The sequence below is a fragment of the Nodularia harveyana UHCC-0300 genome, assembly GCF_034931085.1.
Lineage (GTDB): Bacteria > Cyanobacteriota > Cyanobacteriia > Cyanobacteriales > Nostocaceae > Nodularia > Nodularia harveyana.
Window position 1 is genome coordinate 1 of sequence record NZ_JAYGHG010000047.1, and the last position, 26785, is coordinate 26785.

At 42.2% G+C, this 26785-nt stretch carries 23 protein-coding genes, 1 rRNA gene, 1 other RNA gene and 1 pseudogene; 13 read left to right on the plus strand and 13 right to left on the minus strand.

The genetic code is table 11. From position 1 onward, the window contains the following. Positions 1–154 (minus strand): annotated as a pseudogene (locus VB620_RS19710) (photosystem II D2 protein (photosystem q(a) protein)); the annotation flags it as partial. A gap of 444 nt (positions 155–598) precedes the next feature. Between VB620_RS19710 and VB620_RS19715 the strand changes: the two are divergent. The 7 genes from VB620_RS19715 (at position 599) to VB620_RS19745 (ending at position 8711) form a co-directional block, all read left to right on the plus strand. After that, positions 599–1195: a photosystem I assembly protein Ycf4 gene (locus VB620_RS19715; protein WP_323197875.1), complete on the plus strand. Its 597-nt coding sequence runs from the start codon at positions 599–601 to the stop codon at positions 1193–1195. A gap of 148 nt (positions 1196–1343) precedes the next feature. Further along, positions 1344–2111 carry a peptidylprolyl isomerase gene (locus VB620_RS19720; protein WP_323197853.1) on the plus strand — a complete coding sequence of 256 codons (768 nt, stop codon included), beginning with the start codon at positions 1344–1346 and terminating at the stop codon, positions 2109–2111. A 157-nt stretch (positions 2112–2268) separates the two neighbouring features. Beyond that, positions 2269–3426, plus strand: a complete 1158-nt coding sequence (locus VB620_RS19725) for a beta-ketoacyl-ACP synthase (protein ID WP_323197854.1) — start codon at positions 2269–2271, stop codon at positions 3424–3426. Between the two features lie 108 nt (positions 3427–3534). Next, complete coding sequence (locus tag VB620_RS19730; RefSeq protein WP_323197855.1) at positions 3535–4926, plus strand: folate/biopterin family MFS transporter; 1392 nt, start codon at positions 3535–3537, stop codon at positions 4924–4926. Between the two features lie 102 nt (positions 4927–5028). Next, positions 5029–6507: a carotenoid oxygenase family protein gene (locus VB620_RS19735; RefSeq protein WP_323197856.1), complete on the plus strand. Its 1479-nt coding sequence runs from the start codon at positions 5029–5031 to the stop codon at positions 6505–6507. 120 nt (positions 6508–6627) lie between these two features. Next, positions 6628–7917, plus strand: coding sequence for a Glu/Leu/Phe/Val family dehydrogenase (locus VB620_RS19740; protein ID WP_323197857.1), 1290 nt, complete (start codon positions 6628–6630; stop codon positions 7915–7917). A gap of 593 nt (positions 7918–8510) precedes the next feature. Continuing rightward, positions 8511–8711: a replication restart DNA helicase PriA gene (locus tag VB620_RS19745; protein WP_323197858.1), complete on the plus strand. Its 201-nt coding sequence runs from the start codon at positions 8511–8513 to the stop codon at positions 8709–8711. A gap of 4 nt (positions 8712–8715) precedes the next feature. On the opposite strand, the gene rlmN is transcribed toward VB620_RS19745, so the two are convergent. Next, positions 8716–9759, minus strand: a complete 1044-nt coding sequence (gene rlmN / locus VB620_RS19750; protein ID WP_323197859.1) for a 23S rRNA (adenine(2503)-C(2))-methyltransferase RlmN — start codon at positions 9757–9759, stop codon at positions 8716–8718. A 121-nt stretch (positions 9760–9880) separates the two neighbouring features. Further along, the gene (locus VB620_RS19755) at positions 9881–10189 is read right to left on the minus strand and encodes a TIGR03792 family protein (protein WP_323197860.1); all 309 of its coding nucleotides are present in this window, start codon (positions 10187–10189) and stop codon (positions 9881–9883) included. 140 nt (positions 10190–10329) lie between these two features. Here VB620_RS19755 and VB620_RS19760 point away from each other — a divergent pair, with 140 nt between their 5' ends. Both VB620_RS19760 and VB620_RS19765 read left to right on the plus strand, forming a co-directional pair. Then, complete coding sequence (locus tag VB620_RS19760) at positions 10330–10653, plus strand: phasin family protein (RefSeq protein ID WP_323197861.1); 324 nt, start codon at positions 10330–10332, stop codon at positions 10651–10653. An 83-nt stretch (positions 10654–10736) separates the two neighbouring features. Next, positions 10737–11258: an FKBP-type peptidyl-prolyl cis-trans isomerase gene (locus VB620_RS19765; protein WP_323197862.1), complete on the plus strand. Its 522-nt coding sequence runs from the start codon at positions 10737–10739 to the stop codon at positions 11256–11258. Positions 11259–11349: 91 nt separating this feature from the next. Here the strand turns inward: VB620_RS19765 and VB620_RS19770 are convergent, their stop codons facing one another. Next, on the minus strand, positions 11350–13992 hold the full coding sequence (locus VB620_RS19770) for a replicative DNA helicase (protein ID WP_323197863.1): 2643 nt from the start codon (positions 13990–13992) through the stop codon (positions 11350–11352). A 148-nt stretch (positions 13993–14140) separates the two neighbouring features. Continuing rightward, entirely contained in the window at positions 14141–14599 is a 459-nt protein-coding gene (gene rplI / locus VB620_RS19775) for a 50S ribosomal protein L9 (protein ID WP_323197864.1), read from the minus strand. Between the two features lie 345 nt (positions 14600–14944). Between rplI and VB620_RS19780 the strand changes: the two genes are divergently transcribed. After that, positions 14945–15373, plus strand: coding sequence for a cobalamin biosynthesis protein (locus VB620_RS19780; RefSeq protein WP_323197865.1), 429 nt, complete (start codon positions 14945–14947; stop codon positions 15371–15373). 10 nt (positions 15374–15383) lie between these two features. Here the strand turns inward: VB620_RS19780 and VB620_RS19785 are convergent, their stop codons facing one another. The 5 genes from VB620_RS19785 to VB620_RS19805 all read right to left on the minus strand — a co-directional run bounded on the left by VB620_RS19785 (position 15384) and on the right by VB620_RS19805 (position 19704). Further along, entirely contained in the window at positions 15384–16193 is an 810-nt protein-coding gene (locus VB620_RS19785) for a peptidoglycan-binding domain-containing protein (RefSeq protein WP_407674273.1), read from the minus strand. 76 nt (positions 16194–16269) lie between these two features. Beyond that, a complete protein-coding gene (locus VB620_RS19790) occupies positions 16270–17541 on the minus strand; it encodes a M16 family metallopeptidase (RefSeq protein ID WP_323197867.1) in 1272 nt (423 codons plus the stop codon). 278 nt (positions 17542–17819) lie between these two features. Then, a non-coding RNA gene (ssrS, locus tag VB620_RS19795) (6S RNA) lies at positions 17820–18003 on the minus strand. Between the two features lie 61 nt (positions 18004–18064). Continuing rightward, a complete protein-coding gene (locus VB620_RS19800; RefSeq protein WP_323197868.1) occupies positions 18065–19219 on the minus strand; it encodes a 5-(carboxyamino)imidazole ribonucleotide synthase in 1155 nt (384 codons plus the stop codon). After that, positions 19216–19704 (minus strand): pentapeptide repeat-containing protein, encoded by a 489-nt coding sequence (locus VB620_RS19805; protein WP_323197869.1) that lies wholly within the window; start codon positions 19702–19704, stop codon positions 19216–19218. The genes VB620_RS19800 and VB620_RS19805 overlap by 4 nt, the downstream gene beginning before the upstream one ends. Positions 19705–20118: 414 nt before the next feature. On the opposite strand from VB620_RS19805, the gene VB620_RS19810 reads away from it, so the two are divergent. The 3 genes from VB620_RS19810 (at position 20119) to VB620_RS19820 (ending at position 23113) form a co-directional block, all read left to right on the plus strand. Then, positions 20119–21963 (plus strand): bifunctional serine/threonine-protein kinase/formylglycine-generating enzyme family protein, encoded by a 1845-nt coding sequence (locus VB620_RS19810; protein ID WP_323197870.1) that lies wholly within the window; start codon positions 20119–20121, stop codon positions 21961–21963. Positions 21964–22157: 194 nt separating this feature from the next. Continuing rightward, positions 22158–22280, plus strand: a complete 123-nt coding sequence (locus VB620_RS19815) for an SUMF1/EgtB/PvdO family nonheme iron enzyme (RefSeq protein WP_269454149.1) — start codon at positions 22158–22160, stop codon at positions 22278–22280. A 512-nt stretch (positions 22281–22792) separates the two neighbouring features. Further along, on the plus strand, positions 22793–23113 hold the full coding sequence (locus VB620_RS19820) for a slr1957 family protein (protein WP_323197871.1): 321 nt from the start codon (positions 22793–22795) through the stop codon (positions 23111–23113). A 77-nt stretch (positions 23114–23190) separates the two neighbouring features. On the opposite strand, the gene VB620_RS19825 is transcribed toward VB620_RS19820, so the two are convergent. The 3 genes from VB620_RS19825 to rrf form a co-directional block, all read right to left on the minus strand. Continuing rightward, positions 23191–25104: a GTPase family protein gene (locus VB620_RS19825; RefSeq protein ID WP_323197872.1), complete on the minus strand. Its 1914-nt coding sequence runs from the start codon at positions 25102–25104 to the stop codon at positions 23191–23193. Positions 25105–25186: 82 nt separating this feature from the next. Beyond that, the gene (locus VB620_RS19830) at positions 25187–26521 is read right to left on the minus strand and encodes a hypothetical protein (protein ID WP_323197873.1); all 1335 of its coding nucleotides are present in this window, start codon (positions 26519–26521) and stop codon (positions 25187–25189) included. A gap of 164 nt (positions 26522–26685) precedes the next feature. Further along, a 5S ribosomal RNA gene (rrf, locus tag VB620_RS20955) occupies positions 26686–26785 on the minus strand; the annotation flags it as partial.

Here is a 26785-nt window from a genome sequence, read left to right on the forward strand (position 1 = left end):
TACCGGTTAACCAACCGCCTAGTGCTAGGTAAGCGCAGGGGAATAATAATATCCCTGACCAGCCTACGAATACGAAGCGATCGCGTTTTAACCAGTCGTCTAATACGTCAAACCACCCTCTTGTACTGGGGGCGCGTCCCACTGCGATGGTCATTGAACTAAAATCCTCTTTTACTAAAATTTCAACGTTTTTGAAGCAACGCTATCGGCTATTTTTCCGACTTTACGCGAGTACAACGAGGAATTAACGTTTTTTTGAGAATCTCAGATGCTTTTAACGTCTGAGAATCTGAGAGGTTACCATCTTAATGATCGGATTTTCTCAGACTTATTTCATTACACGTACCATTGGCTAATTATGTAGCTTGTGGTAGCTTAATGATTCTTAACTTATCACATTAGTTTGGTTTTTCGCCCAATGGACTTCGATAAACTAGGTATTAAACACAAACTTATTATCTAACTATAAATATCAGAATTTTAACAATCTGACATAACTCTTCTCAGAAATCTTAAAAGTATTCGTCCTCAGCTTGCAAGAAAAGCCCCGGAAATGGCAGACTTGAATAGCGAAGAACTCACAGGCCAAGGTAGTTCAATGACGGTATCAACAACAATTAACCAAGATGATTCGCCCAATGGCGATCGCAAACCCTCAAGTATCCTGCATCAAAATGTTCTGGGTTCTCGTCGGTTTAGTAACTACTGGTGGGCAACTATCGTAACATTGGGAGCCACAGGCTTCTTATTAGCTGGGCTATCTAGTTACTTGAAAGTAAATTTACTTCTAGTTACCGATGCAACTCAACTAATATTTGTACCCCAAGGGCTGGTTATGGGGTTATATGGCTCTGCCGGCTTACTTTTAGCCTTATATCTATGGCTGGTAATTTTATGGGATGTCGGCGGCGGCTATAACGATTTCAACCAGGAAACTGGCGGGATCAAAATCTTCCGTTGGGGATTCCCCGGTAAAAATCGTCGCATCGAAATTGACAGCTATATTCAAGATGTCCAGTCTGTAAGAATCGACATTAAAGAAGGCCTCAATCCCCGTCGCGCTCTCTACCTACGCGTCAAGGGTCGCCGGGACATACCTTTAACAAGGGTAGGTCAACCGTTATCTCTAGCAGATTTAGAAACTACAGGCGCAGAATTAGCCCGCTTTTTGAGAGTACCCCTGGAAGGACTTTGAAGAGGCAGGGGGGCAGGGTGCAGGCTTGCCCTGAGCGGAGTCGAAGGGGTGCAGGGGGGAAGAGGTAGCCTTATATCTCACAATCCCTAATCCCCAAATCCCCAGTCCCTTAAAAAGATAAGATAATCTGTTAAATCAGTAACTGAGTATGCGGTTAAAATTTTCACAATTTCTGTTTGTATTGTTGATATTCGGCGCTTTGACGTTGGGAGGATGTTTAGATCGGGATGTTGCTTCTGATTCCGCTTCTCCCACTTCTACAGCAGGTGATTCCACTACAACTACAACATCCGTATCTGAAACTATAAATGAGAGTGTTCCTGGAATGAAAGATTTACCAAAACTCGAAGGTAAGGCTACTGTGGTGATGACCGTTAACGGTTCACCGATTACCATCGAGGTAGACGGTACTCAAGCCCCAATTACAGCAGGTAATTTCGTCGATTTAGTCCAAAAAGGTGTGTACGATGGGTTAGTTTTCCATCGCGTTGTTCGTGACCCAGAACCTTTTGTAGTTCAAGGCGGCGACCCTCAAAGCAAAGACCCCAATTTTCCCGCCAATAGATTGGGGACTGGTGGTTATGTTGATCCCAAAATTGGCACTGAACGCCGTATACCTTTAGAAATTACGTCTCAAGGCGCAGACAGCCCAACTTATGGCAAAACTGTAGACCCCGCTAGTGTCACTCTAAAACATAAAATGGGTGCGGTAGCTATGGCGCGATCGCAAATGCCTGATTCAGCTTCCTCACAGTTTTACTTTACTTTGGCAGATTTAGGTTTCCTTGATGGTAGCTATGCGGTGTTTGGTAATGTTACTGAAGGCTTTGATGTAGTGAATAAAATTCAGCAAGGCGATCGCATTGAATCCGCTAAAGTTACTGAAGGCGCTGAAAATCTCAAAACTCCTGAGTAGGAGGGAAGAGGCAGGGGGGCAGGGAGCAGGGAGCAGGGGGAAGAGGCAGGGGGGAAGGGAGCAGGGAGCAGGGGAGAAAGAAATTTCTCAATCCCCAATCCCCGTACACTGAGCGTAGTCGAAGTGCAGTCCCTAATACCCAGTCCCTAATACTTAAATGGTTGTTATCACTGGCATCGGTTTAGTCTCAGCTTTAGGCACAAGTTTAGAAGATAGCTGGCAAAAGTTAATTGCAGGTAAATCTGGTATTCAGTGGTATCAACCATTTTCTGAACTGGAATCATATCCTTTGGGGTTAATTGGGACACAACCACTTGAAGTCAGCAGTTTGACCCAGCAGGTTGTTGCTGCTGCATTAACAGACACGGGATTAGTTTCACCTTTACCTGATTGTGCTGTAGTTATTGGCTCAAGTCGCAGTCATCAAGGCGCTTGGGAATCACTGGCGCGACAAATGTATGGGAATCGTAGCCCCCAAATAGCTTTAAATAATGGGGATGTAGTCTTAGAGAATTGGTTAAATTTTTTACCTCATACCAATGCGATCGCAGCTGCTCGACAAATTGGTGCAACGGGTATAGTTTTAGCACCAATGGCTGCGTGTTCTACTGGGATTTGGGCGATCGCTCAAGCTGCTTTATTAATCGAAACTGGGCAATGTCAACGGGCGATCGCTGGTGCAGTTGAAGCCCCCATTACACCCCTCACCTTGTCAGGGTTTCAACAAATGGGCGCTTTGGCAAAAACTGGGGCTTATCCCTTTGATTTGCATCGAGAAGGCTTAGTATTAGGTGAAGGTGCGGCGGTGTTTGTCTTGGAATCGGCAGAATTAGCACAGCAGCGCCAAGCTAAAATTTATGGTAAGATTCTTGGCTTTGGCTTGACAGCAGACGCATATCATGGTAACGTGCCGGAACCAAATGGGAAAAGTGCGATCGCCGCGATTCAGCAATGTTTAAAACGCAGTTCCCTTACCCCAGCCGATATTGATTACATTCACGCTCATGGTACTGCCACTCTCCTAAATGACAGAGTAGAGAGTAAAATTATACAGAATATATTTCCCCATCAAGTAGCAATAAGTTCCACCAAAGGGGCTACAGGGCATACATTAGGAGCATCGGGAGCATTAGGTGTAGCTTTTTCCCTCTTAGCCATGCAGCAAAATATATTACCACCTTGCGTAGGATTACAAACACCGGAATTTGATTTAAATCTGGTCATGGCGGCGCGTGAAAGTGAATTGCAGAGAGTGTTATGTTTCAGCTTTGGCTTTGGTGGTCAAAATGCTGTTATAGCTTTGGGTAATATTTAGGGATTTAATATTTAAACTTATCAAACTAGCGATCGCCCTCACCAAAACCTAGATTTTCAGAAATAGATATGATAGGAAAGTAAATAAAACTTCAAAAATATTTATCAAATGCTGATTGACTTCCCTGGCTTGACCAAAGTGAAAGACTCAGTGAAAGAAAAAATTTTCTTCGGTCATGAACCAAGCGCCGAGTTAATTGCAATTCTTACCGTCTACTTTGTCCAAGGAATTTTAGGGTTGGCGCGTCTCGCTGTCAGCTTTTTTCTCAAAGATGAACTGCTGCTGAGTCCGGCTCAAGTTTCAGTAATCTTGGGAATTGTCGCCTTACCTTGGATTATCAAACCAGTATTTGGCTTTATTTCCGATGGTTTACCCATATTCGGCTACCGTCGCCGACCATATTTAATTCTATCAGGAATACTAGGAGCCATTTCTTGGATAAGTTTAGCCACCATAGTACATAGTAGTTGGGCAGCTACATTAGCGATCGCCCTCAGTTCTCTCTCAGTCGCCGTCAGTGATGTCATAGTAGACTCATTAGTGGTCGAAAGAGCCAGAGTAGAATCCCAAGCAGCAGCCGGTTCACTACAATCACTGTGCTGGGGTGCTTCCGCATTAGGAGGTTTACTCACCGCATACTTTAGCGGAATGCTGCTAGAACATTTCACCACCCGCACCGTATTTTGGATTACCGCCTCATTTCCCCTCATCGTTTCCGCAGTAGCTTGGTTAATCGCTGAAACCCCCGTCAGCAAAAACCCCACAGATACTCAAAATCCCCTCAGCACCAAGCATCAAATTAAACAACTCCGCCAAGCAGTCAGCCAAAAAGCCATTTGGTTACCCACAGCCTTTGTCTTTGTCTGGTTAGCCACCCCCACAGCCGATTCCGCCTTCTTCTTCTTCAGCACCAACGAACTACACTTTCAACCAGAATTTTTAGGAAGAGTAAGACTAGTAACAAGTGGTGCTTCCTTAATGGGAATTTGGATTTTTCAACGCTTCCTCAAAGGTGTGTCATTTCGGGCAATTTTTGCTTGGAGTACAGTACTTTCCTCAGCCTTGGGAATGACAACCTTATTACTAGTGACTCATACCAACCGGACATTAGGTATAGATGACCACTGGTTTAGTTTAGGAGATAGCCTCATCCTCACCGTTATGGGACAAATCGCCTATATGCCAGTATTAGTATTAGCAGCGAGGTTATGTCCCCCAGGAGTAGAAGCCACATTATTTGCCTTACTCATGTCCGTTTCCAACCTAGCCGGAATGGTTTCCCAAGAATTAGGAGCCATAATCATGCACTGGTTAGGTATTACCGAAACTAACTTTGAATTATTGTGGGTATTAGTAATAATCACAAACCTCAGCACACTATTACCACTCCCCTTCATTCCGTGGTTACCTGCTAACGACCCACAAGCCGATTTACCAACATTACAACCAGCTGCGGTAACACATGAAGAAGAAGCATTGTTACCTAATTTAATACCTTAGTATCGAACCGCCAAGTCGCCAAGAGCGCCAAGAAAGTTCTACCTTTGCGCCTTTGCGCCTTTGCGTGACCTAATCCATATTTTCTCTCAAATTTAACAACAGATGCAAACCTTAAAAACAGAAGAAAATTTAAGTCCTAAACCATCCTATACTCGTGAAGATTGGCAAGGAGGATATAAATCCCTAACCCAAGAATATGATTATTGGATTGATGATATAGAAGGAGAAATTCCCTCAGAACTACAGGGAACATTATTTAGAAATGGACCCGGTTTACTCGATATAAATGGACAATCAATTCATCACCCCTTTGATGGTGATGGAATGATTAGCCGCATCAGCTTTGCGAACGGTCGCGCCCATTTCCGTAACCGCTTTATCCACACAGAAGGCTATTTAGCAGAACAAAAAGCCGGAAAAATCCTGTATCGAGGTGTCTTTGGTACACAAAAACCCGGCGGTTGGTTAGCGAATATTTTCGACTTCAAAATTAAAAATATCGCCAATACCAACGTTATTTATTGGGGTGGTAAACTTTTAGCACTTTGGGAAGCAGCAGAACCCCATCAACTTGACCCCCAGACATTAGAAACTTTAGGCAAAGAATACTTCAATGGTGTACTCTCAACAGGTGAAGCTTTTAGCGCCCATCCTCGCTTTGACCCTAGTTGTAACCAAGACAGTGGCGCACCTTGTCTGGTAAACTTCTCCATTAAACCCGGACTATCCACCACAATTACGATATTTGAACTCAACCCAGACGGCAAAGTTGTGAGAAAACACGCTCATAGTGTTCCGGGTTTCTGTTTCATCCACGATTTTGTCATTACTCCCAATTACTGTCTTTTCTTTCAAAATCCCGTCACCTTTAATCCCATACCTTTAGCCTTGGGAATACGTGCTGCTGGAGAATGTATTAAATTTCAGCCAAATCAACCCACTCGAATTATAGTGATTCCCCGTCACACTCAAACAGGAGTAAAAATTCTCGAAACTCAAGCTGGTTTTGTGTTCCACCACGCAAATGCTTTTGAAGTTGACGATGAAATTGTCATTGACTCCATTTGTTACGAAACACTGCCAGAAGTAGAGCCAAACAGTGATTTCCGGGAAGTTGATTTTGCAGCCATATCACCTGGACAACTGTGGCGCTTTCATCTCAATCTTGAGAATACAACAGTGCGACAACAGATGATTGAAAGTCGCTGTTGTGAATTTCCCAGTATAAATCCTGAACTGGTTGGACGAGATTACCAATATTTATACATAGCTGCTGCCCATAGGGAAACAGGTAACGCTCCCTTACAAGCATTATTAAAAATCGACTTAAAGTCTGGCGAAAGACAAATTTGGAGCGCTGCGCCTCGTGGTTTCATCGGTGAGCCGATTTTTGTTCCCCGCCCAGATGCACAAAAAGAAGATGATGGCTGGGTACTAGCCTTAGTATACGATGCTGCACATCATCGCTCAGACTTAGTAATCTTAGATGCCAAAGATTTTAATAAAGGTACAATTGCCATACTACATCTCCAACATCATATTCCCTATGCTTTGCATGGTAACTTCACGACTGAAATCTAAATCTCTGCGTTAAAAAAATGTAACAGAAACTACAAAATCACCATTTCTTCTCCCAGTCTAGGATAAAATAGAGAAATATATATCCGGTACGCGAAGATACCGCGACTAGGAGAAGATTTTATGGTCTTTACATCTTCATTTCCCTCAGAAGCTGCCACTCCAGCCCACATTTGTCCATTAGACCAAGCCTGTAGTTACTTAGAAGCAGCAGGTAAAGAATTAAAACTAGATCAAGGTGTATTGGCAATTCTCAGTAATCCCCGCAAAGTAGTGACAGTTTCCGTACCCGTGAAGTTAGATAATGGGGAAATTCAGGTTCTTGCAGGACATCGGGTGCAGCACTCTGATATTTTAGGCCCCTATAAAGGCGGGATTCGATACCATCCAGCTGTGACATTGCGGGAAGTTTCCGCCTTAGCGATGTTGATGACTTGGAAGTGTGCATTATTGGGTATACCTTATGGCGGTGCGAAGGGAGGTATAGCTATAAATCCGAAAAATTATAGTGTGGGGGAATTAGAAAGAATCAGTCGCCGCTATATCAGTGAGTTAATTAAAGATATTGGCCCTGCTGTAGATATCCCCGCCCCAGATATGGGTACTTCCGCCCGTGAAATGGCTTGGATGATGGATACTTATTCTGTCAACGTTGGTCATTCTGTTCCAGGAGTTGTGACTGGTAAACCGGTTTCTGTTGGCGGTTCTTTGGGAAGAGAAATGGCAACGGGACGTGGTGTAATGATTATTATCCGTGAAGCATTAGCCCAGAAAGGTAAATCCCTCGCCGGAACGCGAGTAGTTATTCAAGGTTTCGGTAATGTCGGCGGTGCAGCAGCTGAATTATTACACGAAGCGGGAGCGAAGATTTTAGCTGTTTCCACAGGTTCAGGGGGTATTTTTTCCCCAGATGGTCTTGATATTCCGGCATTAAAAGCCTACGCTGCGGAAAATCGTAAAAGTATTCAAGGTTTTCCGCAAACAACACCCATTAGCAATGCAGATTTACTAACTTTGGATTGCGATGTTTTGATTCCAGCCGCTTTGGAAAATCAAATCACCAAGGAAAATATGAGTCAAGTCCAGGCGCAAATTGTCGCCGAAGCTGCTAATGGTCCTGTGACTTTGGAAGCTAACCAATTTCTAGAAGCGCATGGTGTAACTGTGCTACCGGATATTTTAGCGAATGCTGGCGGTGTTGTTGTCAGTTATTTGGAATGGGTGCAGGGTCTTTCTTATCTGTTTTGGGATGAAGAACGAGTTAACAATGAAATGGAAAAGTTAATGGTGCTGGCTTATCACCAAGTAATTGAGGAATCAAAGGTGAGGCAAATTCCTTTACGTTTAGCTGCTTATACTTTGGGTGTGGGTAGAGTCGCCCAGGCGTTGGCTGATAGGGGTCTTTATCCTTAAAAGAATATTACCAGTGTTAATTATACACAGTGTTAAAACATAGATAAGATTTAATGCTGTGTATAATTTATGGCAATAATATATAGATGATTTGTGATAAAAAACTATATTTATGAAGTTTAGGGAAGTCATTCATTATAAGATTGAATTATTAACTAAATCTTAAAAGAAAAATTTTGTTACCAGGGATACAGTATTTTCTAGCTATTACTTTTTCAATACAAGAACGTCTTTAAAAATTATCTGATGTCACCATCAAATCTATTTATCTCAAGGTATTAGTGATGGGGATCACTGTAATTCTAAGATATTTGTAGGGATGGTATTAATTTATATATCTCAGGTAGGATGATAAATTTAGGTGAAAATGAAGATAATGTATAATACATAAAAAATGCCAATCTAAAATTTTCTTAGCAAATATCAGCCAATATTACGGCTATTAGTTATAGCAATTTTCTCAAGAAATAAGGACACTAGCAGATAATCAAACAATTGCAATTAGCGAGTTTGCTCTCTGCTATAACTTAAATCAAATCAAATTTTCTGTCGATTTTAGTCAAATAAAATAACATAAAAATCAGGGGTTAAAAATGAATACATTTCAAAAAATTCACTGTCCAAATTGTGGAAGCGATGCGGAACGTCACTATATTTTTGATAGTCAATTAACTCGGACACAATGCCCAAGTTGCGATTATTTAATGATCAGTTGTACTGTGACTGGGAAGGTGATTGAGGCTTACGCACCAGGAATTAATGTGAAAAAACAATTGAGTGCTAAGGTGAAGTAAAAACTTATTTACTGGCGCGGAGTTGTCCACAAGCAGCATCAGCTTCTAAACCACGAGAATAACGCACGCTGACGGCAGTTTTTTGCTGTTTCAGAATGTTAACAAAAGCTTGAATGCGATCGCTAGTAGGGCGCTTATAGTCAACTTCATGAATGGGGTTGTAGGGAATCAAATTCACGTGACTTTGGAATCCCCGGAGACATTTTGCTAGTTGTAAGGCGTGATGTGGTAGGTCGTTGAACCCAGCCAGGAGGACATATTCAAAAGAAATGCGTCGTCTGGTGATTTCCACATATTCCCGACATTCATGTAGCAAATCTTCTAAAGGATAAGGACGGGCGCTAGGAATTAGTTGTTCTCTAAGTTCTTGGTTAGGTGCGTGCAGACTTACTGCGAGAGTCACCTGTAAGTTATATTTGGCAAATTGAAGAATGCGATCGCGTATACCCACTGTAGAAACAGTTAGCGATCGCTGTCCAATACCGACATCTTGATTTAAAGATGTTAACGACGCTAACACATTATCAGTATTCAATAATGGTTCACCCATACCCATAAATACCACGTGGCTCACCCGTTGCCGAAAATCTTCCTGCACAGTCAACACTTGATCAACAATTTCATGTGTCTCTAAATTCCGAGTATAACCACCCTTACCAGTAGCGCAGAAATCACAGGCCATGGGACAACCCACCTGAGTAGAAACACAAACCGTAAGGCGCTTTGCAGTGGGAATACCTACGGTTTCGATGATTTGACCGTCTGCCAACTTCAACAGATATTTGATCGTACCATCCGGTGCAACAGCCCGATGATGTATGGTGGAACGTCCAATGGGAACTTCCGCAATTGCTGCACGCCATTCTTTAGGAAATGCAGAAATATCAGCGAGCGATCGCACACCCTTATGATAAATCCAATCGTGCAGCTGTTTACCTCTATAAGCTGGTTGTCCCTGCTGCTGTACCCACAGGCTTAAATCTGCAACTGAAGCACCGAGGAGGGGAGGAGTTATTTCTGATTTTAAAGCAAGGGGTGTGGCAGACATAAATAATTCAGAGTTGATGCTAAACCTCTATGCTACAACTTTGAAGTCTATTTAGACATAATTAGTCAACAATCACCCTGACACACTAAAAGTTTTTGGCGGTTCCATAGAAACCAAAAAATCAAGAATGGGGAAACTTCCTCACATGATACTCACCGGATTCGATGATGGGATAGGATTTTCCCATGACTGCGGTGAATTTTTGCTCAATTAGCTGTAAATCTTCTGGGGGTATAGCTTCCCATTGCTCTTTAGTCGCCCAACGAACAATTAAAATCAGTTCTGTGGGATCATTTGGGTTAATCCAAACTTCCTTCCCCAAAAATCCGGGATACTTAGCCAGTCCTGCTGTCCAAATTTCTGCATCCTGCTGAATGTAAATTTCTCGCACTTCCGGCGCAACCTGAAATTTGAGGAGTTCTATGACCACAGCTTTTAATTCCTTCCTTGTCTTTATGAATTTGCCAAAATAGAGATGTAGGCTAAAATGACAACTTTTTCAGAATAGCGTGATTTTATACAGTCAAGAGTCAAAATTAGCCAATGGGAAATGATGAAGAGGAAAGGAATATGGATAATAACAACTGGTTGCAACAGTTAATGATGCTCGGTATTGGTACAACTTCTTTGGTAGCTGAAAAAATGCGGGAAGTAAGCGATGACATGGTTAAGGATGGTAAACTCGACCCTGAACAAGCTAAGGCGGTAATGGATGACGTTGTAGAGAAATTAAAATCTGAGCAGGGTAACTGGGAAGAACAAATGCAACGGCAAATGCGAAATATGATGCAGGATTTGGGTGTGGCGCGTCAGTCTGAAGTGGATGAATTACGCGGGAGAATTGACCGTTTAGAGCGTCAAGTGCGTGATTTAGAAAATAAGCTTTGGCGTTAACAGGTCTTTTGTGATTTAAACTTAATTGTGTCCTGTGGGTAATCTGAAAAATTCTCAATTGCCTTATTTAGGGAGGGCTAATTTTGAAATCCATTTTTCTCAGCGTGGCTTTCATGCTGGTCTGTGTGGTGGTTTTGGTAGTTGCACAAGTTGGAAATAATCTCAACTCTGCTGTTGCTGCTAATTTGACCGAAACTACACCAGCATCAATGACTGTCACCAATAACCAAACCTTGATTGCGAGCAATACTATGTCTGATGATAATGTTGTAACTACTCCGTCTGGACTGAAATATATTGAACTACAAGAGGGAACTGGGGCGACTCCTGAACCAAGAAAAACTGTTGTAGTTCACTACACTGGTACGTTAGAAGATGGTACTAAGTTTGATAGTTCACGCGATCGCAACAGTCCCTTTGAGTTTAAAATCGGTATCGGACAAGTGATTAAAGGTTGGGACGAAGGACTCAGCACTATGAAAATAGGCGGTCGTCGTCAGTTAATCATTCCCCCAGAGTTGGGTTATGGCTCCCGTGGTGCTGGTGGTGTCATTCCACCCAATGCTACTTTACTTTTTGACGTAGAATTACTCGATATTAAGTAGAGAATGCTGGCTAGGGATGGAAGTTGAGGTTAAAAATCAAACTCTTTTCTTCCTTCCCCATGCCCAATTACGAACTACGAACTACGAATTATTAATAATTCCCCTGTTTTGCAAGGTTTTTAAACTTCGTATACTGCGGATCGAATAACAGTTTTACAGTTCCTGTGGGACCGTTGCGGTGTTTAGCAATAATTATTTCTGCAATCCCCCGGTCAGGACTATCAGGATTATAATAATCATCGCGGTACAACATGACTACTAAATCTGCGTCTTGTTCTATTGAGTTATGGACTATGATGTTATTCGCAATAAAATTATGCAAGCTAGGAACTGTTAAATCGTAAACTTCTTCTTCACCATCAGGCTCGATTGAAATAATTTCATCCCAATAAATATCGCTGTTAGATAAGATAGCCATATCATTTGATTGGACAGCTTCTGCTACTCTTAAAGCACGTTCTCGACTTAAGTTGCACTTATAAAGAGTTGTGCCACAATATGCTGTTCCAATAGCAGCTTGCATTTGTCGTGTTGTAATACCAGCTAACTGCATTGCGGGAATAGCGTACATCTTCCAAACCTCTGTTGGTACTACATCTCTATTAGTATTAGCAACACAAGTTTTAATATGCTCCATAATTTCTTGCATGGACTGGCACTTATAGCTTCCTATAGCACCAACTTGTTGGGCAAATAATTCGATATCAGATTTACCTGTTATGACTACGTGGTACTGATTTCGACCTTTTCCGGATTGTGGAACCATTTTTAAGCGAGCGTTAATGCCAAGCCTTAACAGTAGCGATTGTACATCTGCTGCTAACTTCTCACTACTGCTGGCATAGTAGGCAATAGGACGTAACCTTTTACCTGAAACTAGCTTAATAGAACCATCCGTACTCCATAAATGGCGCAGGAAAAGAGCAATTGCTTCTTGGGGTTGTTCAAAAACTGGGACTGGGATAAATTTTTCGTAAGACCTCAAGCCAAATGCGTCCATAGAATCTAGCCATTGAGCAACTGGATTTCTAGTATTACGACCCAGAGGTAGACTGGAAGCAAGATAAACCTGATACCAGTTTCTTTCTTTGTTAACCCGTGGGGAGATAGCACCACCAAATACTTCAAGAGAAAGAGAGGTAACTATGTTAGCCAAATCCTCTTCTCTCGTTGTGTATTGGATGGCATGACGAGGTAAAGTACATCCATCTCCAATCAAATGTCCAAGAAGTGCTAATTGGGGATCAGTCATTGTTTGACAAGCAGAACTACCAATATGCCGAGGAATTGCTAACCTGTTACCTTCTTTTAACTCATCTAGTCGTTTCCATCCTTTGATAGTTAAGAATTTATGATTTCCAGTGGCTCTAATAGACCGACCTAGACGAGTTTTAAGCTGAAAGACAGGTTTTTTACCAGTTGAAAAAGCATGATTTACAGTAGCAGGTTCAAGCTTTAATGTTTCTTCATTTAATGCCCAGACTTCAAAACCAGATTGACCTACCAACTCTTTAATTGGAACTCGCTTTCCACTACTTGCAATTGTTACTAAACTATCGCCTGTTAAACAACCAGATTCGCGCAAATCAGATAACATGGGGCGCTTATTAGTACGTGCTTCTACCCCACGACTCAACTGAGATAAGGCAATTACTGGCACAGATAGTTCCCGCGCTAAACCTTTGAGAGAACGGGTAATTCTGGATAATTCTTGCACACGGTTATCACCAGCACCTTCCATTAATTGCAGGTAATCTATAACTATTAATCCCAAATCCATGCCTTGTTCTGCTTGCAATCGTCTGGCTTGACTCCGCATTTGGGTAACGGTAATATTGGCGGTATCATCAATAAAAATTGGCATCTCTGACAGCATACCAATGGCACGGCTTAAAGGTTCCCATTGGGTTTGACTAATGCGCCCACTCCGTAAATAACCAGTTTCAATTCCGGCTTCGCTAGCTAAGAGTCTCTGCACTAGCTGTTCTTTCGACATTTCTAAGCTGAAAAAGGCAATGGGTAATTTATATCCAGCAGCGATGTTATGAGCCAGATTTAAACAAAATGCTGTTTTCCCCATTGATGGTCGCCCGGCGATGATAATTAAATCGGAACGCTGGAAACCGCTAGTTAGGGAGTCTAAGTCATAGAAACCGCAAGGAATACCGGGTAAAGCAATTCCTTGGTGACGAGTTTCGATATCTTGAAAGGTGTTAATCAGGGTATCGGAAATGTGAGTTAAACCTGATTGGGGACGTTCTTGAGTAACACCAAAAACTTTCTGTTCGGCTTCGTCTAAAACTATTGGTAGTTCTTTTTCTGTCTCGTAACCCAGATGGACAATTTCGTTACCAGCTTTAATTAAGTGCCGCCGGAGGTATTTTTCCATGACTAACCCGGCTAAGGCATCAATGTTCACAGCTGACACTGTGCGGTCTACGAGGGTGGCTAATTTGTTTCTCCCCCCAATTCGGGCTAGCATATCGTTATCGGCTAACCAACTGGTGACTGAGAGCAAGTCTGTGGGTTTACCTTGGGCGTGTAGACGGAGGGCGGCTTGATAAATCTCTTTGTGAGCGCTAATATAAAATGCTACTGGTAGGAGGCGATCGCTCACTCGCCCGATGGCTTCTGGATCTAGTAAAATTCCCCCCAAAATCGCTTCTTCTGCTTCAATATTCTGGGGTGGGAGGCGATCGCTACCATCGCCTTTAAAACTTAATTCTTCAGACATAAGCCATTCTAGTTGCGAAATTTTCGCTAGTCGCTGGGGGTGAACAACTCCCCAGATTATCCAGAATCTAGAGGAGAAGGCTATAGCATCTGTGGAAACACACAAACTACTGAGTGCATACAAGAGAAGCACTCAGGTGATTTCATAGTTAACTGGCTACAACTTCAATATTGATTTGAGCTGTTACATCAGAATGTAGCTTGACTTCGGCTTGGTAAGTTCCCAGATGGTTAATGTCAGGAATGGTAATTCCACGACGGTCAATTTCTTGACTAGTAGCTGCTTGAATTGCATCTACTACATCTTGGGTGGTGACTGTACCAAAAATTGCTTCGTTCTCACCCAGAGGTTTAGCAATTTGCAAGTTACCAATTTTTTCTAAAGCTGCTTTTTGCTCTAAGGCTTGTTGACGCAGTTCTAATTGGCGTTGACGTTCTTTTTCACGACGGCGTTCTACTTGTTTGAGAATACCGGGAGTAGCATGAGTTGCTAACTTCTGGGGGATGAGATAATTACGAGCATAGCCTGGTGCTACGTCTACTAAATCACCTAATTTTCCCAGCTTGCTAATATCTTGATTTAAAACTAACTGTACACGTTTCGCCATCGGTTTCGTTTTTTCCTGTAAAATCTGATCAACTTGGGTTTTAGCAGCATAGCTCACATGAGTGTAGCTTGATCACCAGCAGCTTTGCTTGTACCCTAAAGCTTACAGATCCTAGCGAATCGTAGGGTGCGATCGCAACTATTTAGTTATGAAAAAATCCCTGAGCCAAGCTAGGCATTGAATATATATGCCATCATACTCAAAAAATGGCGTTGCTGAATCAAAGTATGAAATGCCAAAATCACCTTGATTTTTCTTAGTTCCTTTGCGCCTTTGCGCCTTTGCGTGACACTAATTCATATCTCAATTCAGCAACGCCCAAAAAATTAATATAAATAATTCCAAATGAATGCAATTACCCCACCGCCAAACTTCCCCAGTTTATGGGTAGGAATTGGTTGTCAAAAGGGTAGTTCTCGCAAATTGATAGCCACAGCAATAGAGACAGTATTTCAACAACATCAACTTCCAGAAAATGCGATCGCAGGTCTTGCTACTATCGACAATAAAGCCTCAGAAATCGGTTTAACAGAATTTTGCCGTCTACACAATTTTCCCTTAAAAATCTTTTCCGCCGACATTTTAGCGACTGTTCCCGTCCCCAACCCTAGCAAAATTCCTCAAAAAACAGTGGGAACTCCCAGCGTCGCCGAAGCTGCTGCTATTTTGGCCGCCTCCCACATCACCCCAGATTTAGGAATCATATTAGTTCCTAAACACATTTTCCGCTTACAGGGGGAACTAGGAGCGGTAACAATAGCTGTAGCCTGTTAAAACCTTATACCTATCTTCGTAATATTGCTTCCCAAGTAGCACCACCAACCACACCATCATCCTCCAGACCATAGCGCCGTTGTGCAGCTTTGACAGCAGCTTCCGTCATCATTCCAAAATCACCATCTACAACACCAGTCAGAAAACCCAGTTGTTTAAGTCTTTCTTGTAACTTCCTCACTTCCGAATTATTCATTCCTAGACGCAAAATTGGCAATCCTTGGGCGGTATATTGAATACCAAAGCTTTCGCCTGGAGATGCTGAGGTAGGTCTTGTCTGAGGTTGGGAACTGGGTGGATTAACTCTGGGAGGAAGAGGATTCACAACTCTTGTTGTGGGTCTGGTTTGGGTAGGAACAGGAAAATCTGCATTCACATTGGATGGCGGATTCGGTAAAGACATCCCTTGTGCAAATATTGGCTCTGGGGGAAATAATTTTTGCCAAGTTATAGCATCAACAATACCATCTGGAGTTAAATCAACTGCTCGTTTGAACCGAGAAACAGCCATAGCTGTATTCTGTCCATAGACACCATCAACCCCACCAGAGTAAAAACCCAAAAGTGTTAAAGCCGCCTGAAGTTCTGATACCGTTTCTCCTTGACTACCAACTTTCAGAGTAGGACGGCTAATACCACCTCTGGCATTTACTGGAGTAATGTTTTGGAGCGGTGTAATTGCTACTACTACATCTGAAGTCATGACTAAGAACGTAGATGAAAACAGAAGTAACCAATAAAACTTACCTGTCTTCAAGCAACGAAGTGCTTTTAGTGACTCAAAGTAGTTCAAGATACTTGTTCTCAGGCTCACTTTCATGGACTTTATTCCCAGAACTTCTGATACTAATATGACAACTGCTTCAGTGGAGAAACCAGCTGATGCGATCGCAATTTTACCCCAAAGCCGCATTAATTGCTGTTTCTTGACCAACTAAAGATATATAAGGTGACTGTAAATATTTACAAGCGGCGGCGGTGGTATCTTCAACAGTCACCGAAGCAATTAATTCTTGAAACTGCTGGTCAAAATCCAGACCTAAACCCAGAGTTTCATACCAACCGTATATTTGAGCAATTTGTCCGTTAGTTTGTTTACCCAAAGCATACTGCCCCAGGATTTTATTTTTAGCGGCTTGGAGAGCAGTTGCTGATACTTCTGTCGTACAGAGTAAATCCACTTCTGCACGTAGTCCTTCCAGTCCAATACTAGTATTTTCGGCTGCTGTACCCATATACACCACAAATGAGCCTGGATATAGCCTTGTGGGATAAAATGCCGATACTTCGTAAGCTAAACCCCGCTTTTCCCGTAATTCCACAAACAAGCGGCTAGAAAGCCCATTACCCAAGTAGGTAGATAACAATTTTAATGGGGCGTAGTCTGGAGAGGTGACAGATGATCCTAAATAGCCCAACATCACAATTGATTGTTGGGTTTTGAAAGGTTGCAATCTCTGCTGGGGTTCTGCTTTGACTACTGGTAAATCAAGTAATGGTAAAGTCTCTGGCGGAATTTGCCAATCACCAAAGACTTGTTCTACTAGTTTCACCGCATCTTCTAAAGTTATTCGCCCAGCAATGCTAATGACGAGATTATCTGGACGGAAATGAGTTTGATGATACTGCACTAAATCGTCACGGGTTAAACGACTCATTGTGGTTTCATCTCCCAAGATTGACATAGCATAGGGATGATTTTGATAGATTACCTGCCGCATTTGGCTAAAGGCAATGCTAAAGGGTTGCTCTTTTTGCGAGCGAATACTTTGGAGTGCTAAACGCTTTTCTAGTTCTACTTGGTCTTGGGGAAATGTGGGCGATCGCAATATTCGCCCTGCCAATGTTAAAATTTCTCCAAAGTCAGATGTCACCGTCTTTAAAGACAACACAGAATAGTCAGTACCAGCATCCGCACTTAAACTGGCTCCTATAGATTCCACTTGTTCCGCAACTTCCCAATTAGAAAGTCCCTCGCATCCCTTAATGATGACTTCTGACAGCAAATGAGCTAACCCCGCTTGCTCCCGCTTTTCGTAACAACTACCAGCACGGATAAATACCCGCCCCGCCACAATATCCGCCACCGGATTTTCAGCCACCAGGACTACAATGCCATTCTTCAATACAGTGCGATGAATAGGAGAGGAAGATACAGAAGCTTTCACAATTATCAGTAATCAATTAACTATAGTTATTATCGGTGGTTAGCTGATAATTTGGTGGTGAATAATTACCCTGCAACCTGCGTCGCTATATCTCATACCAATTATTTGTGAGGCTGCATATTATTTGGACCCCCCTAAACTACAAAAATCCAGTTCCCTCCTCGCTTGCGGGGAGGGTTAGGGAGGGGTTCTTTCTGTGCGTCTTTATATGAAATTGGTATCAGGTAAATAAAATTAAAGCCCCCAAGTTTTTGCTGACTTTGGGAGCTAATAATTTTAAGTCCACCGCAACGCCGTTTTACCTAAGTTTATGACCTGGTTAAACCAGGTGGGTGCCGACTTTCTTCGTTTTAAGTTTCCGGGTACTTGCCCGGTTTACTGCCACGAGAATTGTTAGCTGCCCTTTTCATTAAAGACATAGATCAAAAAACTTGATGGCAGTCACCAACGTCGTAGTGCAACTAACTCATTATAGCTTTCCCTTAGAGATTGTGTCTTCAGTTATGAAAATTTTTTCGTAAATTTAGCTCGGATACCAGATAGATTCTATAGTCTGGGCTATGGTACTGATGACATCTCGGTTTTGCTCATCCAGTAACACAGTCACGTGTCCCAGTTTGCGCCCAGGACGGGATTCGGTTTTTCCGTACCAATGAACGAAAGTATGGGGAATTGTGGCTAATTTTTGGCGCTGGCTTTGGTAGTCACTTTGTGAAATTTCATACCCTAGAAGGTTAACCATCACAGCACTAGCACAATGTAAAGCCGGATTTCCCAAAGGTAAGCCACAAACCGCTCTCAAGTGCTGCTCAAATTGAGATGTTTCACAAGCGTCTATGGAAAAATGCCCAGAATTATGGGTACGGGGGGCAATTTCATTCACTAAAATTTTCCCGGTGGCGGTGAGAAATAGTTCTATACCAAAGACTCCCACTACTTGCAGTTTATTTAAGATAGTCTGGGCGATCGCATTAATTTCTACTCCTTGATCTGGTGTAATATCAGCAGGTGCAATCACTCGCCGACATACCTGCTGTTCCTGTTGGGTTTCTACCACCGGGTAAGTTACCACCTCACCCTCGACAGAACGAGCCGCAATTACAGCTAATTCCCGTTCAAAAGGAACAAATTCTTCTATTAGAAATAGACCTTGACTTAAAGCTTTATTTGTGCTATTTGAATTTAGCTTTTCCTGTAAAGAGGCTAAATCTTGAATAACGAAAGTCCCTTGACCATCATAACCATGTCGTCTCGATTTTAACACTACAGGAAAACCCAACTCTTCTATTTGAGAAGCTAAATTTTCCCCTGGTTCCACTGCGAAAAATCTGGGAACAGGTAATCCCAAATCTTGTAAATAACAGCGCTGATGATATTTATCTAAAAGCGGAGTTAAAGCCTTTAAACTGGGGCGAAAGCAAACACCTTGATTTTCTATAACAGATAAAGAATCTAAATTAACAAATTCATTTTCAAAGGTAATCACATCAGTATTTTTTGCTAAAATCTCCGTAGATATAGCATCATCAATATTTGCTAGTATCGCATCCTGGGAAATAGCCACAGCCGGATCATCAGAACTAGGAGTTTGCACCACCAATTCCACACCTAACTTTTTAGCTGCATCCCCCATCATCCAGGCCAGTTGACCACCACCAATTACACCAACACGCTTCATCGACATCCCAGAGAATAACGAGTTTCTACACCAGTTTTAGAGTTTACACCACTGGCTTTGCTGCAAAGTTCTTTAATTTGCACCCCATCCAAAATTGCATCAGTGAAATCTGCACTATCTATATTCACATCAGTAAAAGTGGAACGCAGCAACAGAGCTTCTTTGAAAACCGCATCGCTCAAATCAGCCCCGGCGAACTTTACCTGATCCACCATAGCATTAGTTAAATCCGCCCCGTGCAGATTTGCCTGGGTCATTACCGAAGCACTCATGACGGCTCCCCGTAAATCAGCATCTGCAAAATTAGCTAATTCCATATTGGCGTTAGAGAACTCAGCCGCTTGTAAACTTTGTCCAGAAAAATCCCGTCTGGCTAACTCTGCATTACTAAAAGACATAGGATGAGTCCAATCTGCCCAAGCTGGGGAAGCTAGGAACCAGACAGTAATTCCTAGAATAAATGCTAATCCTTGTTTGCGAAACATAATTATGTATTTAATCGTTCCTTTCAGCTTACCGCATTTAAATTTCGGCTTAACCTGCGTAGGTTGGGTAGAGGCTTTGCGAAACCCAACAAAAATCTGAGGTAAGTAACTTAGCACAATTAAATATAAAACCTCTCTCCAAACCTCTCCCCTACAAGGGGAGAGGCTTTGACTCCCCTTTCCCTGGTAGGGAAGGGGGTTGGGGGGTTAGGTTTATATTATATTTTTTAAAGCCCACTTACTTGTAGCGCGGAGAATGTTGGGTTTCACTTTGTTCTACCCAACCTACGATTATGAGGTTTTCAATTTCTCGGTGTAATTACGTCAGCCTTTCTCTGTGTGACCAAATAACTTGCTCTATTACTGAGAAATTTGCCACAATAAAACCAATTCCTTACTGCCAAGTCAAAAATCATGCCTACCAGTGGAACAGTTCTGCGTAACCGTTATAAAATCATCCACCTACTGGGAAGTGGCGGATTTGGTGACACCTATTTAGCCCAGGATTTGGGTATACCTATTAATCCCAAGCCTAAATGCGTCGTTAAGCGCCTGAAAACTCATAACCTCACAGACGAACAATTGGATTGGGTAAAAAACTCATTTGAGCAAGAAGCAATCACCCTGTACAATTTGGGAAATCTTCACCCCCAAATTCCCAAATTATCGGAGTATTTTCAGGTAGGGAATGAATTTTATTTAGTACAAGACTTTATTGATGGCGATGATTTGACGAAAATTATCACCCCTGGTAAAAAACTCCCGGAGACAGAAGTTATCCAGCTTCTAACACAAATTTTAGAAGTGTTGCTAGTCGTCCACCAACAGAATATTGTCCACCGCGACATCACCCCCAAAAATATTATGCGTCGTCGCCAAGATGGAAAAATCATGTTAATAGATTTTGGCGCAGTCAAGCAAATCATGTTTCAGAAGTCCGGACAAACTAGCCTCACTATGGGGGTGGGGACACCTGGTTTTATGCCTTGGGAACAGTTCAGTGGTAAACCGAAATTAGCCAGCGATATCTACGCCGTCGGCATGGTGGGTGTTCAAGCACTGACAGGAATGCCACCCCATTTATTCGATGAAGATGAAGACGGGGAAGTAATTTGGCAAAATCGCGCCAGTGTTAGTGATGGCTTTGCAAAAGTATTGACGACAATGATTAGTCGTCGCGTTAGCCAACGTTATCAAAATGCCACCGAAGCTTTACAAGCTATACAGTCATTAAATCAACCTATTGCCCCAACAATTATTGCGCCACCCCAGCCGCCACAAGCCCGTCCACAGCCAGTATCACCCTCATCAACACCAACAAAAATATTACCTCCTAACTGGACACGGCGAAAAGTAATTCAAACTGTTGGGTTTGGGGGTACTGGGTTGGGTTTAGCAATTTTAGTACCGCGTCTATTGCAGTCTAATTCTGGACAAATCAGTAGAAATAGCTTACAAACCTTTTCCTTTGAAACCGTGACTGTAAATGGACAGGGAAGCATTACCGACCGCCGCAACCTGCAAGCAAAATACTTTGCAGAAAATTTAGGTAATGGTGTCACCTTGGAAATGATGCAGATACCAGGGGGAACTTTTACAATGGGTTCACCCCCAGAGGAAGCAGACCGACAGGATGATGAAAGTCCCCAGCGTCAGGTAAGGGTTCCTGGTTTCTTTATGGGGAAATATCCAGTTACCCAGGCAGAATATAAAGCCATTATGTGGAGAAATCCTTCTAGATTCAAAGGCGATAAACGACCTGTAGAAAAAGTCAGTTGGGATAATGCGATAAAGTTTTGTGAAAAATTGAGCCAGAGGACAGGAACAACCTACAGGCTACCCAGCGAAGCTGAATGGGAATATGCTTGTCGTGCGGGAACAACTACACCCTTCTATTTTGGAGAAACCATAACCACAGATTTAGTTAACTACAAAGGTAATTTTCCCTACGCCTCAGCCCCAAAAGGTGAATATCGTAAGCAAACAACAGATGTCGGAATATTTCCGCCAAACTCTTTCGGTTTATACGATATGCATGGTAATATATTGGAATGGTGTCAAGATACATATAATAATAGCTACCAAGGCGCGCCTACAGACGGTAATCCGTGGTTAAGTGGTAGCGATAATGACCTAATGCTGCTGCGTGGCGGTTCTTGGGACTTCGATGCCAGGTATTGCCGTTCTGCCGATCGCGTTAGGCTCCCGCGCAGGGGTCGTAGCTTATTTGTTGGTTTTCGCGTGGTGGCTGTGGCGTGAGGACTCCTTGCCCTTTACACTCTAGCCCTTTTGCACTCTGCACTTCTTATTCTTTTCACTTCTTCTCCCGCCGCTAGGCGGAAAAAATTTTTTATCAAATCTGGTGTCTTGATATCAAATCCATTATACACTACATTTAATCAAATTTCTTATTCAGTTGAGAATTTGAGGATGGGGCAGGTCGATTTTAGCTGCTGCGTGGCGGTAGTTGGATCAACAACGCTAGGAATTGCCGTTCTGCCAATCGCAATAGGAACGCGCGCGCGAATCGTAACAACAATGTTGGTTTTCGCGTGGTGGCTGTGGCTGTGGCGTGAGTACTCCTAAATGTCAGAGCTGATAAGTGGGAATTTATCGGGCGTACAATCGGGAGTCCAGACCTTTCCCAGTGAGGAAGGTGACCCCTGACAAATCAAAAAATCTCCAATTTGTAGGGTGGGTTAGGACGGTAGTCCGTAACCCACAATAAACTTCAGGATAATGGTGGGTTACGCTGCGCTAACCCACCCTACAGTTTTTGGGTAATTTATTTTTTGGTGTTCCCTTACTGCAAATTAGTAGGCGACGTTCGCTGAATTATTTACAATCCTTCATAATGTAATTGATAAGTAAAGATTATTGTATTTTGAGTTCAACAGTTATTAGCTACTGCTAGTCTTTTATTATATGAGTAGTTAAGAAGTTATTATCTGTCTAAAATACTCAGACAGCTTTACAAGTGAGTAATTTTCTCTAAATTGATAATAATTGATTAACTATTCAGGAATCTCTGATAAATCTATATTCACTAAATACACAAATTCCGCAATTCTTAATTACCAGAACTATTATGAATCATTACTCTATTGATTGGATTGAAGCTTGGTGTCAAGAAAATGGCTGGACAGAATTATTTGTCGAACGCCGCAACAACTATTGGGCTTTTCCTCCTGGATGCGTAATGCCTGAGCCAATTCCCCATCACGTCCTCAACTTGATTAAAGCTGAAAAAGGCTTCACTTTTGAGGAAAGAATTTGGTCAGCATCGGCGGTAATTAGTACCATCATAGCTATCGTTTCTACGGTTGTATTAAAATGTCCTATGCCATTAGTTTTTGCCTTCGCTTTTAACGCTGTGACAGTAGCTCAATTTGAAATGGAAGATGCCTAGTCGCAAAGCGAAAGTCAAAAGTTTACCCTGAGCGAAGTCGAAGGGTCAAAAGTCAAAAATCTCATTTTATAGGCTTTTCATTCATTTAAATAGTAATTAAACCGTTCTCGTAATTTTTCCACACTCATATCCTGAGTCCAATATTCTACTAGCGCATGACCAAAAGCCCAGCCGTTGCGGTCAGGTCTAGCGGAGTTTTCTAGTAACAATGGCCAGAGAGATAGCAGGTCAAAGTTAAGAACCTTAATATTATCTCTATGCAATAGGGAAAACAGGTCATAAGCCATTTGGAGTTTACCAATCACAATGGGTAATCGTTCCACTGGGATTTGTTCCGCCAGCAAATACGCCAGAGTGGGAGAACCCGTTGATACTGTGGAAATAAATTGGAGTACAGGACTTTTTAACAGCGCCGTTATTCCCTGGGTTGTCGCCATTTGAAAGGTGTAGTGGTCGATAATTTTGGCAGATGCGGCTGTCCTGGCTTCCAGATTACGCAAGAAGCGGGCTAACCGCAGTTGTTTAGCTGGTGCGATCGCATCTACGAGTTGCAAAGATAATGTTTCCACTCCCCAAGCGGCGCGACCTGTTTTCATATCGCTGGTTACAATTGGTAATACTAAATTACAGAACTGATCCAAAAGTTCAGCGCGGTATTTGGTAGCCTCCCGAATCGCAACTTCCTTGGGGCGATTTCCCAACTCCCAATCATAAGGCGGTTCCCACTCCCGGATCGGACGCAACCGATCTACTTGAGTAATAATGGCGATCGCCGGTAATTCTGCAACCTTCTCCTGCATATCTTGGAGAAAATCTACATCCATTTGCAGGGCTGGATCAAGGGCAGGACTAACTAACAATAGTAAATCTGCGTTATGAGCATAGTCAAGCACCAGACTTCGCAAATCACCACCGTTCACCTGTTCATAACCTGGGGTATCCCACAGCGTTAAACTTTCCCCCGTTGAACTTTGCCAATGATAGTTCTGAATCTCATCGGTGCTGGGTAAAACATCCACCTCTGCGACATCAGCCTGAAATAAAGTATTAATCAAGCTGCTTTTGCCAGAACCTGTCCGCCCTACAATCAGAATATTGACGGGTTTTTGGGCTACTTCTTCGGCTGGTTCTGCTTGGGCTAAAATTTCTCGCAGGTTTTGAGTTTTGGCTTTGGGTAGTGTGGGTGTAGAAGTGGCGACCTCTGAAACTGGTAATTTACTACCACCATAAAGTGCGATCGCCTGACGGCACAAATTCCGCAGTGCATTTTCTCGCAATAGTTGCCCTAAATTCACTAACAACTGCTGAGTAGCTTGGTTGGTATAACCCTTAGTAGCTTGCTTGGCCACTGCTGCGACAGGATTAAATAGCCATTGCGCCCAATTCAATGCTTGCCAAACTTTGCGAGCCGATGGCTCCAGTTTGCGATAGACTTCATAAGCTTGATAACCTTGTCCCACTGTCACCTGATTCAGTGCTGGTGATAACTTCTGCATCCACTGATCCAGGTCATTCATTGTTCCCCGAATTAACCCGTAAGCCTGGGGTATATAAATATTCAACAGGGGATATTGAACTTGAGGATAATAGATATGGGCGATCGCTGTAACTAAATCTTGGCATCGTCGCCAAAAAGTTTGCCAATCTTCCCAAATCGGGCGATCGTTCTCTGTTGTTTTGAGAATCTGTTCCAGTGCAGTTTCTGCTTGCTGAATTTTTTCACTTTCATCTGGTAATCCTACTGGTTCAGCCGCAGCAGATTCTAACTCTTCTGTAACTTCTGCCAATGTAACTTCTAAGACATTAGTTTCAGATTTCGTCCATCTCACCAATAGCCAACGCCAGCCTACAAATACCAGGGTAAATATACCCCAAATCCAACTAATTCCCCAGGTATGAATTTGCATCCCTGCGGAAATTAGCAAAAAAGCAATAATTAGTGCAATTGGTAACGCTAATACTACCCATTGCCACAGTTTTAATCGCAGCATTTTTAGCGATATTCCCTAATTTTGTGGACTCCCTACATCTATACTAAATTTATCCCAAAAAACTTCTATGGGGTGTCAAAGCTTATTTAAAACCCTTTACTGACTTTTTTTGTCCTTTACCTTTGGGTTTAGATTTATGAACTTCTGCGATCGCTTCCTGAAATAAATTATGCAAATGTATAGGTACACTGGCAATTTCTGGTAAATCTGGCTCTAGAGGTTTATTAAATTGCCCTAAAAGTGCATCCAAGTCATTTGCTAGCTTAAATTCTGGACGTTCTAGAAAATCTTGCAACAACTTTTCTAGTTGAATTGGATACTTTTGGGCTAAACGATGCCAAATAAAAGCATTAATACTTTTGTCTTCCAGATAGTGGCGAATTAGTTTTTCATGACCTTCAAGATTTTGAACATCCTCATCTGAAAGAATTGTTTGTAGTTTACTATAGCTTGGTAAAAACATTTGTCCCCAACGGGGGTGAGAAAGAGCCGTAACTTGTTCTGCTTTCCTCAATTCCGGTGGTAAATGAACCTTCGGCATGACCATTTTACTCTTACCAGTACTGTTATTACCATCAAAAAGCTGAGAAACTGCATTTGAGTCTGCACCAACTTCTTTTGCGGCTGTTTGTATTTCTTCTTCGCTAACGCCAGCTTCTTCTGCCATTTCCGCCAGAGATTTAGAAGTATCAATTCCTGCTTCAACCAAACGTTTTTCAGTAATTAGCTCTTGAAATTCAGCGATTTTTTTATTCAGTTGGTATCCGGGTAATGTAATTTCATCACTGCCGAAAAAGTCCACAAACTGCTGATGATATTGTTCTACTGATTGCCACGCTTCCTCTAACAACTCAGGAGCATCGCTATAAAGATTGTTTTTATAGTTCTCTTTAAAATTCCCAATTGCTACTGCTAGTTTTGGTTTACCCAATTTACCCATGATTGTGTATGGACTAGAAAACATCCAGTAGTCATTATTAATGGGAAAAATATGAGTTAGTAATATTTCTCCTACTTTCAACCGAGATAATTTCTCTAACGTTTCAGTATCGCTGGGCTTGACAATGTAGTGTTTATCTGTGAGCCAATTGGTAAACTCAAAGCCATCGGGTAGAAGATTAGTTATACAAAATAAGCCAATAAAACTATGATGCCAGTTTTTTAGTAAATTGCAATCTCTGTCTGATAAATCTTGACGGTTTTCTATAAACAAATCTAAAGGTGATTGATCACCAACTTGTCCTTGAACAATAAAGCTATCAATAATTAAGTCTTGCTGACTACTATTTCCGCTACCACGGCGCAAGTGTTCTGCTGCATAAGTTTCGAGGGCTTCTGCTATTTCTCCTTCTGCATCTAGGACAAAATCGACTAAGGCTTGTTTTAATTCGTGCGATCGTTCTAATATGGCATCCACAATTATATTTTTCGGTGCAACAATTGCAGTTTATAGCTTGTAAGATAGTTTGAGCATCTAGCGATCGTTAGATTTTTTTATGAAGAAATACGCCAAAAGAAAGAAGCAAAGATAAAAAAACAAAAACCCCTTCTGTGAAAGAAGAGGCTTTGTTGTAAAGATAAACCTGGCATCGAGCTATTTTTGCGTAGGGCTACCCCTAAACTATCGTCGCCGCAGTAGCGTTTCACCTCTGAGTTCGGGAAGGGATCAGTGTGGTTCCAC